Source organism: Grimontia marina (assembly GCF_900060185.1).
GTDB classification, from domain to species: domain Bacteria; phylum Pseudomonadota; class Gammaproteobacteria; order Enterobacterales; family Vibrionaceae; genus Enterovibrio; species Enterovibrio marinus.
Window position 1 is genome coordinate 138854 of the sequence record NZ_FIZY01000006.1, and the last position, 13462, is coordinate 152315.

Consider the following 13462-nt stretch of genomic DNA (forward strand, 5'->3'; position numbering starts at 1 on the left):
TTGCCGTACGGTTTAACCAATTTGTTCGAGCGATTTAAAGCTATTATGTTCATCAACTGTTAACCGAAATCGCCCTTTTACACCCAGTTGACTCAAATACGGACGAAGGCGTGATGCAGGCAGTTGCAGGGTTAAACCATTGTCAGTTCTTACAACTACGGTTGACGCTGCACCGCTATAATACTGTTGGAAAATGTGGTAAGCGATATCCACAGAAAATAAATAGACATTTGAGTTCATAAAAAAGCCGTCTCCTCTTAGACGGCTTTTAAATTACCTAATCGATATTAATTAGCAAGCGTACGGTTTAAGCTTCCAGTGCTTTGTTGATTTTCTCATAAAGATCCTTCGCGAGATTATCCAGCGCTGCCAAACGATCCAATTGGGCACGCATTAATTCCTGACGATCTTTATCGAAACGCTTAAATTTCAGTAATGGATCTATTAACCGAGATGCTACTTGTGGGTTAGATTCGTTCAATTTAAGCAATATTTCCGTCAAAAAAGCATATCCAGTTCCATCTTTCGCGTGAAAATGCACAGGATTCGCATTACAGAAAGATCCGACCAGCGAGCGTGTGCGGTTCGGGTTCTTCAAGCTAAATGCGGGGTGACTCATTTGCGCCTTGAGATTTTCGAGTGCGTTCGCCGCAGGATTACAACCTTGCAGTACAAACCACTTATCCATAACCAAGCCATCATGTTGCCACTTATCACTGAATGACTGCATCAGGGCATCGCGGTTTGACAGTTCAGCATGGTTTGCTGCCGCCAATGCTGCCGCTGTGTCGGTCATGTTATTGGATTCTTCATAATGCGCCGTCACCAAAGCTTCGCCCTGCTCGTTAGAAGCAAGATAGCTCAAGCAAACATTACGCAATGAACGCTTTCCGATTGCTGCATGGTCAATGGTGTATTGGTCTTGCTTCAATGTGTGATAAATCGCACTGAACTCATCAGCCAGGTCTACCGCGAGACGATGCTTAATTTCACCTCGTACTTTATTGATGGCATCAACGTCGACAACATCGAACCAACCGCCAATTTCATTTTCACTCGGCAGCGTGAGTACTTCTGCAATCAACGCCACATCCAAGTCTTTGTTGAGCAGGACACCACGGAATGCATCAACTACTTCGCTCGGCAGCTCCACACCCTCGCCTCGCTGGACTCGTGCAACATTTGCTTTGATATGTTTCGCCAACAACATCTGGCCAGCATCCCAACGCGCAAACTCATTACGGGCATGAACCATCAAGAAAGTCAGCTCGTCATCAGAGTAGTTGTAGTTGAGTTTGACTGGTGCAGAGAATTCGCGCAGCATGGAAACCACAGGGTTCCCAGTGACGTTATCAAACATGAAGGTTTGTTCTGCTTCAGTTACGTGCAGAACATGATGCACATTCCTACCGTTACGTTGTAACCCAATCACGCTACCTTTTGCATCATACAGTTCAACATCAAATGGAATCAGCAATGGCTGCTTCTCTTTTTGATCTGCTGTTGGCGGAGTGTGTTGCTTCACTGTCAATGCAAAAGTCTTGCTTGCTTGGTTGTAGTCACTAGTCACATCCAACACCGGCGTGCCAGATTGGCTGTACCACAAACGGAATTGGCCTAGGTCAATGCCGGACGCATCTTCCATAGCTTTCACGAAATCTTCACAGGTGGCAGCCGTTCCATCATGGCGCTCAAAGTAGAGCTTCATACCCTTCTGGAAGTTCACTTCACCGAGCAAGGTGTGCATCATACGAATTACTTCACTTCCCTTTTCATAAACGGTAAGGGTGTAGAAATTATTCATTTCGATCACGTTTTCAGGACGAATCGGGTGCGCCATGGGGCTGCAATCTTCGGCAAACTGCGGGCCACGCATCACACGCACATTGCTGATGCGGTTTACCGCTCTAGAACCCAGGTCGGAAGAAAACTCCTGGTCACGGAAAACGGTCAGCCCTTCTTTTAAGCTCAGTTGGAACCAATCGCGACACGTTACACGGTTACCCGTCCAGTTGTGGAAATACTCGTGACCGATAACCGCTTCAATGCCGAGATAGTCAGTGTCAGTAGCTGTATCAGAATTTGCTAGCACGTATTTGGAATTAAAGACGTTAAGGCCTTTATTCTCCATCGCCCCCATATTGAAGAAATCGACAGCGACGATCATGTAGATATCAAGGTCGTATTCAAGGTCAAAACGATCTTCATCCCACTTCATAGAGTTTTTCAAAGAGGTCATTGCGTGGGTAGCGCGTTCTAAATTGCCTTTGTCGACAAAAATTTCCAACGCGACATTGCGTCCACTACGGGTGGTAAAGGTATCTTCCAGTAAATCGAAATCGCCTGCGACCAAAGCGAAAAGATAGCTCGGTTTCGCATACGGATCTTCCCACTTCACCCAGTGACGGTCACCTCCAGCTTCACCTGAACCGACTTTGTTACCATTGCTCAGTAGAAAAGGGAATGCTGATTTATCAGCGGTAATTTTTGTGGTGAATTTCGCCAGAACGTCAGGACGATCTAAATAGTAGGTAATTCGACGGAAGCCTTCTGCTTCACACTGAGTACAGTAAGCACCATCTGAAAGGTACAACCCTTCCAAAGAAGTATTTGATAAAGGGTCTATGTCAGTTTCAATCAACAGCTCAAATTCTTCTGGCAGGTTTGAAAGCAACAATCCGTCTTTACTTTCTTCATACTGAGTCCAAGCTTCGCCATTCACTTCGACGCGCTTTAAGGACAACCCTTCTCCATCCAGAATCATAGAATCCGCACCGGCAACCTGTTGCGAAACTTGACTTTTCGCGACAACGCGAGTCTGTGATTCGTGTAAATCAAAATCCAAGTCGATGTGGGTTATCGTGTATTCAGGAGCCTTATAATCTTTGCGGTATTTGGCCTGAGGTTGTTGCGTCATGTCAGATTCCTTTTATTGCATAACGTAGACAGGCGAACAGTCTCGCCTGTTATAGAAATGGGACAATCGTCTAAGGTACTCGCTTGATAGCTCCTTTGCTACACGGCGATGGGTTAAAAACGAATCAAACTCGCTCTCATTTATTCATTTAGTAGATATAGATCCTACTCTACATACTCAATGACTATTATGGGTCGGTTAACCCCTTGGATATAGTAGGGCCTTCTTAATTGAACACATGAACACGAAACCGACGACTTCACGCACAATAATGGCTGAAAGACCCTATTCAGGTTGACTAAATAGCTACATTTGACGTTAAATTTGCTCCCTTAGGCTCGATTTGCAGCGACGTAGATTTTGAGGTTAAACGTTCATTAGAGGTTATTTACCAGGCATGCTTAAGCCAATCATTTTGTCATTATTAGACACGGATGCCTACAAACTGAATATGCAGCAAGCGATTTTCCACCACTATCCAGATGTGGAGGTTTCTGCTGAGTTTCATTGCAGAAGCGATGAAAGCCTTGCTGCGCTCAGAGAACGTTTAGAGTTTGAAATTCATGCTCTCACAGATTTGAAATTTACCGAAGATGAAATCACTTATCTCTCTAGCCTTGGGCATTACCAAGTAGACTACCTCGAATTCCTTGGTTCGTTTTCATTAAAAGCGAACCAAGTCACCGTTACTATTTTAGACGACCAACTGGCGATTCGTATTGATGGTTCATGGTTGGATGTGATCTTATGGGAAGTACCGCTACTCGCGATAATCTGCGAGTTACGTTGTCACATTAAGTACCCAAACGTTAACCAATCTGAAGCCGTTGAACTTTTAAAAGAAAAGCTAAAGGCACTGGACAATGTAAAAGAAGATTTTCACTTTGTCGATTTCGGTACCCGGCGCCGCTTTTCTAAAGCCGTCCATCATGCCATCGTTGAGCATCTATCTCTGAATTGTTCTCATTTTTCAGGAACGTCAAACCTGTTTCTTGCGAAAAAGCATGACATCCCAGCCGTTGGTACTCAGGCACATGAGTGGTTCCAGGCACATCAGCAGTTGACCGGTGATTTAGCTGATTCACAACAACTGGCGTTGCACCGCTGGTTGCAGGAATATCCCGATCGTTTAGGCATTGCCCTCACCGATTGCATTAACATGGAAGCTTTTTTGAATGACTTTAACCTGCACCTAAGCCAGAAGTTTGCGGGTTTGCGCCATGATAGCGGCGATCCTATTGAGTGGGGCGAAAAAGCCATTCGTCACTATGAAAGTCTTGGTATCAATCCTTTAGAAAAAACACTGATTTTCTCAGATGGACTGACACTGGAAAAAGCCTTGGCTATTCACGCTCACTTTACTGGACGCATCAACACCTCTTTCGGTATTGGCACTCAACTAACCTGCCATTTACCGAATGTTGAAACGCTTAACATCGTGATAAAACTAGTGACTTGTAATGGAAAGCCAGTGGCGAAGATTTCTGATGAACCCGGAAAATCTATCTGCCGGGACGACTCATATTTGGATGCACTAAGAAAAGCGTTCAATATCTGAACAGAGCAAATAACAAAGGGCGCATCAGCGCCCTTTGTTGGTTTTTGTAAGCATTGTTCAATTAAGGTGTTTGTTGCCGTTTCAACACTGTTTCCATACCAAATTGATTATTGGTTAGCGTGAGCGTGTCTGCATCCAGTTCAAACTGCGAGTCTTGTTGACCACCGCGGTAAATCAGTACCAAATGATCATCTTCCAAAATATAAACACCTCGGTGCGTAATAGACTGCCCTTCGGTACCGGATACTCTGACTGAGAATAGAAAATCAGGACGAAGCATCAGTGCCAGTTCAGCCACTCCATCATCAACATCATGCCCTTGAATGACATCGCTATACCAAGCGCCAGAAAGATTGTTTGGCAAAATTTTGGTGAATTTCGCGCCGCGCAGCATCAACTGATTATGGTTAAGTTTGTATTCATGATGTTGGGATTCGCCCTGATCGTCATTTAAAACCAGTGTGGATTCATCCAAATCGTAGTAGCCGTTGGCTTCTTCGACTGTGCCATCACGTTTTAATAGTTTTACGTTGAACCGATAGTCAGAGTTAAAGGAGATGTTAATGGCTTTGTATTGATTGTCTTCGCCTTCAGCTTCTTGCTGATCAGGGCTAAACCAATACCAATCGCCGAGGAGCAATGGGAAATCGAATTGGGTCAAATCTGATGCCTTTGCAGGCATAGACAAGCAGAAGAGCACGCTAAACAGGCATAACCACTTCTTCATAAGATTCCCCTTGTCAGGATGGCTGTCTTTATAACTTTAGACGCATATCACTTTTTGAGTGGGGAAAATTAACGTAATACAGAAGATAACTTATTGATATTTTCTATATATACCTAGACCTGTTGGTCTACATAGTCATCGCTATAGCCCTTTCCTCTGCCTGTAACGCATTCATATGAAATGAAACCAGAGGCAAAAAAAGCGGGCATAAAATGCCCGCTTTCGTTTTTGTGTTTTGATTTTTCTCGGTTAGCTATTCAGCTTCTTCGCGAGATCGACTGTGATAGCTGCTGCCTCGTCGAGGTAGGCATCAGGTTCTTCATAATCGTTTGGCACATCATCCAGTGTCTTGAACGGTTTCTCACCAAGCATCTTTTGGCGATCATTCAACCGAACAAGGCGTTTCTTATCAGCTTCTTCCTGCTCGGCGATACGCGCCTTTTCATTCAGAGAGATAACGTTATTGTCTTTGTCTGCCTTGTACTCAGCAATATCACTTAAGATAAAGCCAAACTCGGCATCTTGCTTGATACGCTGTTGATGCGCGTTATCCAAAGCACCAACCATTCGACTGATGGTGTCAGTTGATTGGTATGCCGCTGGGTTAATGCTATCCCAAGGCAAAGCATTATCTTCCACACTCTCACCAGTCTCTGACGGATCAACGGCTGTTGGGAATGGAATGTCAGGTACAACGCCTAAGTGTTGAGTGCTTCCACCATCAATTCGGTAGAACTTTTGGATGGTGTATTGAACATGACCTAACGGCTTATCGAACAAATCGTAGATGTGGTTAAGTGAACGGTGTTGTTGAACTGTTCCCTTACCAAAAGATTGCTCGCCGAGAATCACCGCACGTCCGTAGTCTTGAAGCGCAGCCGCGAAGATTTCAGACGCTGATGCTGAGTAACGGTTGATAAGCACTGTGAGTGGACCATCGTAATAAATGGTGTTATCACTATCGCTGTTCACTTTCACTCGGCCGTAGCTATCACGCACCTGCACAACCGGACCGTTTTCAATGAACAACCCCGTCAAAGCAGAAGCTTCGCTCAACGCACCACCACCGTTGTTTCGGAGGTCGATAACAAGACCGGTAACTTTGTCTGCTTTCAGTTTGGCGATTTCTTTCTTGGTGTCTTCCGCCAGTCCAACGTAGAAGCTAGGCACAGAAATCACACCCACTTTCTTGTTGTCCTGTTCGATCACTTCTGATTTCACCGCTCGGTCTTCAAGACGGATTTTATCGCGCACTAAAGTGACAGTGTAACTCTTCGCATTCGCGCCATCAGGCAAGATTTGTAGTAAGACTTTACTTCCCTTTGGACCCTTGATGAGCTGAACAACATCATCCAAGCGCCAGCCAATCACGTCGATAACTTTCTCTTTATCCTGACCAACACCGATGATGCGATCGCCTGGAGAAAGCTTTTTCGATTTAGATGCAGGGCCACCTGCGACTAAGGAACGAATCACCGTGAAATCATCTTCTACCTGCAGCACAGCACCAATCCCTTCAAGAGACAGGTTCATCTCTGACTGGAATTGTTCTGCGTTACGAGGAGAAAGATAGCTGGTGTGAGGGTCAACTTCGCGTGCAAATGCATTCAGGTAAATCTGAAAGACATCTTCACTTTTGGTTTGAGTCAGTCGTTTAAGTGCATTGTTGTAGCGTTTGGACAGCGTTTCCTGAATCTCTGGCCAAGTCTTACCCGCTAGTTTCAGGTTCAACGCATCATTTTTTACACGCTGACGCCAGAGCTCATTGAGATCCGCATCATTTTTCGCCCAAGGCTGTTCACTACGGTCAATCACCATCTCCTCATCAGCATCAAAGGTGATTTCCTTATCAAGCAGATCAAGAGCGTAGTGGTAGCGGTTGTAGCGGCTACGCAGCGAAGTATTGAATATATCGTAGGCTGCTGATGTATCACCGGAGCGAAGCTGATCGTCCAATGTCAGTCGCCATTTTGATAACGCATCAACTTCCTCTTGAGTCAGAAACAGCCGATTGAAATCCAGTGTTTCCAGATAGCGGTCAAAGACATTGGCAGAGAATTCGTCATCAAGCTTGAATTGCTTGTAGTGAGACTTTTCAAAGCGGCGAGTGATGCGTTTGCTAGCGGTTTCGTGCTGAGGTTCAGATACCAAAGTAGGAAGGTCAGCAGCATCGTAATTAGCCTCTAGGGCTTGGGCGGATGCCGCCAGCAAAAAGCCGGCAGCAATCGCGGAAAAGCGGAATCGACAGATCATGCGTCGAAAGTTCTCCTTTACGAACTGAGGTGCTCCGCTTTTACCAGCATGGTCAGGCCATTACTTAAACGAACGCGAACCTCGTCCTTGTTGAGTTCTACGATGGTGGCAGGCATGTTGCCGTTGCCCATATTAACGTTGACGTCTTTACCTACGACAATGTCTTCAGCCTTGAGTTCGCGGCGCGGCTCTGCAGGCTTCTTATCTAGCTTAGTATTTTTTGACTTAGCTGGTCGAGGTTTTGATGGATTAGCTGTTGATTTATTTGATTTTGGCGCTCTTTTTTCTTTCACATCAGATTTTTTATCGCCATTTTTCGCAGCTTGCTCTTTACGACGCTCAGCAGCACGCGCTTTGCTCTCGGCCAGCGCAGTCTGAGCATGGTCGATGTGCTCTTGCTCTAGCTCTCCACAATCGTTGCCATCAAGGTCAACGCGGACAGCACCAGCCTTCGCACCATAGAGGTAACGCCAGGAAGAGGTATATTGACGCAATGCGGCACGGAGTTGAGTCTTACTTACTTTCGGGTCATCAGCAAGACGCTCTGCCAAGTCTTGGAAAATGCCGATTTTCAGAGGACGAGCTTCACCTTCAAGGGTAAAGCATTGCGGGAAACGTTCAGCGATATAGGCAATGACTTGTTTGCTGTTGGCCAGTTTTTCAGTGTTTTCCATTTTTCTTCCTGTCTCTTTGCACATGAAAGGGCAATAGAGAGTGTGTACGAGTTAACAATTAAGTGCTGCGTATTATAGAGACCTGTGATTGAAAAACCACAGAGAAGCTTAAATTTAGAGGTGTTTTTGCAATTCATTGACCAATAAAGTGAGTCCGGTTTCATCCTCTTGATCAAATCTTGCTTTTTTTGGTGAATCAATATCCAACACACCTATCAATTTACTGCCTTTATATAGAGGCAGAACAATTTCAGAATTGCTGGCAGCGTCACAGGCTATGTGCCCTTCGAACTCATGAACGTTTTCTACCCGTTCAACGGCAGCTTTGGAAAACGCACTTCCGCAGACACCACGGCCATAAGGAATTCTCACGCAAGCCGGTTTACCCTGAAAAGGACCCAACACCAGTTCTTTACCATCATCAAGATAGAAGCCTGCCCAATTAATGTCGTCCAATTCCTGAAACAACAGCGCGCTAACATTTGACAAATTGGCGATGAGATTTGGCTCATCTTCTATTAGAGCGATAGCCTGGCGAGAGAGAAGCGAGTACAAATCCGCTTTGTTTTCCATATCTAGACTAATTCCTTAATGTTGAATGGCCTACGCTATGTTGAAACTGTCAGCGATTCAATCGTGGCATTGTCATATGACAGTTTTATCACCAATTACGGACATTGATTCAGATAGATGGGAATACCGTTTCCAGTATGAGTGTAATGAATTCCGGTTGTTTGGATATAACGGATTGATTAAGATACACATTGTATTCGGGATTCACTCAATTGCACATTATGCAGATGAGTAAAGTGACGCTAACCTGCAATAGTCAGTCATCACAGTTAGCTCCCAGGGATTGGGTATATCTAAACCAGTAATTCTATTGAAGGGGAAAGATACGCCATGCATGTACTGAGATGTGCGTCATGCGATCTGCTGCTAAATGAAATACCCGTTGCTAGAGGTTTCAGTGCACGATGTCCGCATTGTGGCACCCGGGTGATTAAAAACTCCTCAATCAGTCTATCTGGAGAGTTGGCTATTGCTATTGCTGCTCTGACACTTTTTATCCCGGCCCAACTCTACCCGTTGGTAACGATCAAACTCTTCGGCGTCCCGTTTTCGACCACAGTTACCAGCGGCAGCTTAATCCTTCTCGATACGTTCCCCTTTGTTGGCAGTTTAGTCATATTCTGCGTTGCGATTGCTCCGCTTCTTTACTTACTCACAATTCTTACTTCAAATTTCGCACTTTATACCCGCAACGCCAAAGCGCTGTATTACAGCACCAGGATTCTTAAGTACATCCGGCATTGGGTCATGGTTGATGTGTTTCTTGTCAGCCTCGCAGTAGGTTGCTTCAAAGTTCGCGATTTTGCAGAAGTGGATGTGGATGCTGGCCTATTGAGTTTTGTTCTACTTCAGATACTTACCGCTGCTTTGTTGTCACGGGTATCACCAAAGCGCTACTGGGACGCCTTCGGCGAGAATGACGACGGGCGTAATCCGCCAGAAGACGTATCTGGTAAGGAAATAGAACTCATCTCTTGTAAGCTTTGTGGTTTTACACAGCATAAAAGTCATCAGCATTGCTGCCGATGCGGCACGAAGATGGAGCATCGCGTCTTTCAAAGTATTCAGAAGACTTGGGCGTGCCTGTTGGCCGCTGTCGTATTTATCTTCCCAGCCAACTTCTACCCGATTTCTATTTTGCTTACGAACGGAAAAAGGCTTGAAGATACGATTTTCTCGGGCGTCGCATCTCTAATTAAACAAGGAATGTATGGCATCGCGATCATTATCTTCACCGCCAGCATTATTGTGCCAGTGGCAAAAATCATTTGCCTGGCGTACATCCTTCTATGTATTCACTTCAGAGTGGAATCCGGAAGAAAACTTCGCATGAAACTCTATCGGTTTGTTAGATGGATTGGTAAGTGGTCAATGATGGATCTTTGTGTCATTGCCATCATGGTTTCCCTGATTGATCGTGGGAACCTTCTCGATTTCACACCAGGACCTGGTGCCATCGCCTTTGGGCTCGTTGTGGTTCTCACTATGATCGCAGCAGAAAGTCTGGATTCTCGACTTATTTGGGACAAATATGAGCAACGTTGAAGACTCGCAGGTCAATGAGCCTGTGATTAAGAAAGACGCAAGTATCTCGCCGCTATGGATATTCACGCTATTGGCCTTTGCTCTCGCTGGCTGGATGCTATTTAAATCCGTCAATGAGGCCGGTGAACGTATCGAGATTTTCTTTACCGATGCTCAAGGTATTGAGGCCGGAAGAACAACCATCCGTTATCAAGGCCTTGAAGTCGGTATTATCCGAAAAGTCACGCTGTCAGACGACCTGAAAAGCATTTCTGCTCAAGCCGAAATTTATCCGGAAGCGAAAAAGATCCTTCGTCAGAATACAGTGTTCTGGGTCGTTCGTCCTCGAGCTTCAATCACAGGTATTAGTGGTTTAGACGCGCTGGTAAAAGGAAACTACATCGCCGTTCAGCCAGGTTCAGGTGACGAGCGTACAACGTTTGTCGCTGCAGACGAACCCCCGGTAAACGCGTTTGGTGATACAGGTTTGCGTATTCAACTTCGAGCGCCTGATTTGGGGTCATTGAGTGTCGGTTCAGGTGTTTACTACAAGAAAATCCATGTAGGCGAAATTATTGACTATCGTTTAAGGACCGACAAACAAGGCGTGACGGTGTCACTAAATATCAAAAATGAATATGCCAAATTAGTGACCAAAAACACCAAGTTCTGGAACGTGAGTGGTGTTGAGGCAGACATCGGCATTGGTGGCGTTGAGGTGAATATTGAGAATCTGGCGTCTGTCATTGCCGGCGGTATTGCCTTCGACTCCCCACAAGACAGCCCACCTGCCGAACCACTGGACGTGTTCGAACTTCACAGCTCTATCAATGAAACCGATCGCGGTATTGCCATTACAGTCCAACTTCCTGACAACCACGGCATCACCAACCCAGAATCCCCTATTCTCTTCCAAGGGTTAGAGGTAGGACGCCTGAACGGTATAAAATTCAACAAAGACTTCAGTGGCACTGAGGCCACAGCCAATATTAACCCCTCGATGACATGGCTGCTTAAATCTGATAGCGAGTTCATCATTGAGAAACCTGAAATCAGTCTTGCGGGAGTCAAACGACTCTCTAACCTTATCACTGGTAACACGCTATCCATCAAACCAGGTAAAGGCGATGATGCCAATGTGTTCTCCGCGAAAACGCAAAGCGATTTGGTTGTTGAAGACCCGCGCTCACTGATTGTAACGGTGACATCTGAAACCAGTTGGGGGTTAAAAGAAGGCACTAAAGTCCTATACCGGGGCGTTCAAGTAGGTTTTGTCAAAGGCACAAAACTGAGCGAACAGGAAGTAAAGCTTGTACTGGTGGTGTACCCAGACTACAAACATTTGGTGAAAAGCAGTTCTAAGTTCTTTATTCTTGGAGGCGCGACAGGCCAAATTAACTCTGAAGGCATAGAGTTCAGTGTTCCTACCGTGGCACAAATGGTAGAGCCCGCCATTAGTTTTACCAGTGCAGGCAAAGAGAAGCCGCGTACTGAATATACCTTGTTCAAATCGGATATTCAGGCCCGCAATGCCCTGAGTGCGACAAAAGGCTTCCACCGCTTCACGCTTATTGCTGACAAGCTCCCTTCTGTATCAGAGGGTAGCCCAGTGATGTACAAGAATTTCACCGTCGGTAAGGTTGAACGCTTTGAACTGACTAAGTCGCGCATTGAAGTGACTGTTCAAGTTGAAAACCGTTATCGACATCTGGTAACGAATAGTACTGTGTTTTGGAATCACTCAGGTGTGGATATTGAAGCGGGACTGGGTGGTGTAAAAATTGACACAGGCTCCTTGAAGTCAATTTTCTCTGGCGGTATTTCTTTTGGCGATATTGGCGGCATTGAAAACCGTAGCGGAAAAGACTGGAAGCTCTATGACAGCCTGACGGACGCACAAAACTACGGCCTGAAGCTTACCTTTTCAGCTGAAGATGCAAGCGGGCTTTCCACTGGTAGCAAAATTAAGTTCCAAGGCGTAGATGTCGGCGAAGTTATATCGCTTGCTCCCGCTTTTCAAACCGAAGGTGTCACCATTAAAGCCATGGTTTACCCTGAGTATTCAGGGCAACTAGCACGTGCCACCAGCTACTTCTGGGTTGCACAACCCTCACTGAGCCTAACCAAAACAGAAAATCTCGACTCTCTGTTTGGGTCTCATATCTCCGTGGTACCAGGTAACGGTGCTAAGCGTGACAGTTTTCAGTTGCACAAATCTGCGGAATACTCCGGAGGTCTGTCACTAATTCTGGAAAGTGAAAACCGAGGGTCTGTGAGTGTCGGAACCCCAATCCTTTTTCGTGACTTCGAAGTCGGCGCTGTCACGAGCGTGCGATTGGGCCGATTTGCTGATCGTGTTCTCATTGAAGTGAAGATCAGTGATGACTACAAACATCTTGTGCGCAATAACACGGTGTTCTGGAACCAATCAGGTGTGGATGTTTCTATCGGCATCACTGGGGCCAATATTCGAAGCGGCACGTTGGAGAGTATTCTAAAAGGCGGCATCGCGTTCGCAACACCACCTGGAGATAAACTGGCTAAACCTGCGCGCTCAGACCAACACTTCCTGTTACATAAAGCACCGGAAGATAATTGGACTTCGTGGCGAACGGCTATTCCTTATTTCTAATTCCAAGCCATTTATGAACAGCGCGGGCTCTATCCGCGCTTTTTTATTCCTCTATACCCAACAACCTGAAGGTGCTTGTTTGATGAGATGGTCTCCTCCTACTCCAGTCCGGCGTCATAATGCGCCAAGATAGAAGTGTTATCGACTATCTAGATAAGCAGGAGAAGACCATGAACAAGTGTAAAACGCTCGGTATCGATTTGGCAAAAAATAGCTTTTACCTCTTCGTGTTAAACCAGCAGGGAAAGCCCATCGGTAAGAAGAAACTGAGCCGGAGCCAACTCCTGCGGTACTTGGCTCAGCAAGAGCGCTGCATTGTCGCCATGGAGGCTTGTGCTTCTGCCCACTATTGGGGGCGTGAGATTTCGCTGCTAGGGCATGACGTTGAGTTGTTACCTCCTCAGCATGTCAAAGGGTATCTGCGGGGGCAGAAAAATGATTACAACGATGCACAGGCCATCGCAGAGGCTAGCGTTCATGGAGCCATCCGTCATGTTGCAGTAAAAAGCGTGGAGCAGCAGGATGAACAGACCTTCCTACAGATGCGGCGACACCTTTCGTCTGAGCGGACGCGTTTGCTCAATCACATTCGTGGGCTGCTGGG

Annotated in this window: 10 protein-coding genes; 4 read left to right on the forward strand and 6 right to left on the reverse strand. The window is 45.9% G+C overall.

Annotated features, from left to right (window positions below; translation table 11 throughout):
• Positions 1-12: 12 nt before the first annotated feature.
• Positions 13-240: a DUF2835 domain-containing protein gene (locus GMA8713_RS05140; protein ID WP_062706474.1), complete on the reverse strand. Its 228-nt coding sequence runs from the start codon at positions 238-240 to the stop codon at positions 13-15.
• Between the two features lie 67 nt (positions 241-307).
• The gene (gene pepN, locus GMA8713_RS05145) at positions 308-2917 is read right to left on the reverse strand and encodes an aminopeptidase N (protein ID WP_062706476.1); all 2610 of its coding nucleotides are present in this window, start codon (positions 2915-2917) and stop codon (positions 308-310) included.
• Positions 2918-3314: 397 nt separating this feature from the next.
• Here pepN and pncB point away from each other — a divergent pair, with 397 nt between their 5' ends.
• A complete protein-coding gene (gene pncB, locus GMA8713_RS05150) occupies positions 3315-4475 on the forward strand; it encodes a nicotinate phosphoribosyltransferase (protein WP_062706478.1) in 1161 nt (386 codons plus the stop codon).
• A 61-nt stretch (positions 4476-4536) separates the two neighbouring features.
• On the opposite strand, the gene GMA8713_RS05155 is transcribed toward pncB, so the two are convergent.
• From GMA8713_RS05155 to GMA8713_RS05170, 4 genes are all read right to left on the reverse strand, one after another.
• Positions 4537-5202, reverse strand: coding sequence for a lipocalin family protein (locus tag GMA8713_RS05155; protein ID WP_062706480.1), 666 nt, complete (start codon positions 5200-5202; stop codon positions 4537-4539).
• Positions 5203-5451: 249 nt separating this feature from the next.
• Positions 5452-7455 carry a carboxy terminal-processing peptidase gene (gene prc / locus GMA8713_RS05160; protein WP_062706482.1) on the reverse strand — a complete coding sequence of 668 codons (2004 nt, stop codon included), beginning with the start codon at positions 7453-7455 and terminating at the stop codon, positions 5452-5454.
• A gap of 17 nt (positions 7456-7472) precedes the next feature.
• The gene (gene proQ / locus GMA8713_RS05165; RefSeq protein ID WP_062706484.1) at positions 7473-8129 is read right to left on the reverse strand and encodes an RNA chaperone ProQ; all 657 of its coding nucleotides are present in this window, start codon (positions 8127-8129) and stop codon (positions 7473-7475) included.
• A gap of 114 nt (positions 8130-8243) precedes the next feature.
• The gene (locus tag GMA8713_RS05170; protein ID WP_062706486.1) at positions 8244-8702 is read right to left on the reverse strand and encodes a GAF domain-containing protein; all 459 of its coding nucleotides are present in this window, start codon (positions 8700-8702) and stop codon (positions 8244-8246) included.
• A gap of 330 nt (positions 8703-9032) precedes the next feature.
• Here GMA8713_RS05170 and GMA8713_RS05175 point away from each other — a divergent pair, with 330 nt between their 5' ends.
• The 3 genes from GMA8713_RS05175 to GMA8713_RS05185 all read left to right on the forward strand — a co-directional run.
• Positions 9033-10247 (forward strand): paraquat-inducible protein A, encoded by a 1215-nt coding sequence (locus GMA8713_RS05175; RefSeq protein WP_062706488.1) that lies wholly within the window; start codon positions 9033-9035, stop codon positions 10245-10247.
• Positions 10234-12858 (forward strand): PqiB family protein, encoded by a 2625-nt coding sequence (locus GMA8713_RS05180; protein ID WP_062706490.1) that lies wholly within the window; start codon positions 10234-10236, stop codon positions 12856-12858. The genes GMA8713_RS05175 and GMA8713_RS05180 overlap by 14 nt, the downstream gene beginning before the upstream one ends.
• Before the next feature lie 170 nt (positions 12859-13028).
• Positions 13029-13462 (forward strand): IS110 family transposase (locus tag GMA8713_RS05185; protein ID WP_198159450.1); only part of this gene is annotated, 434 nt, incomplete at its 3' end.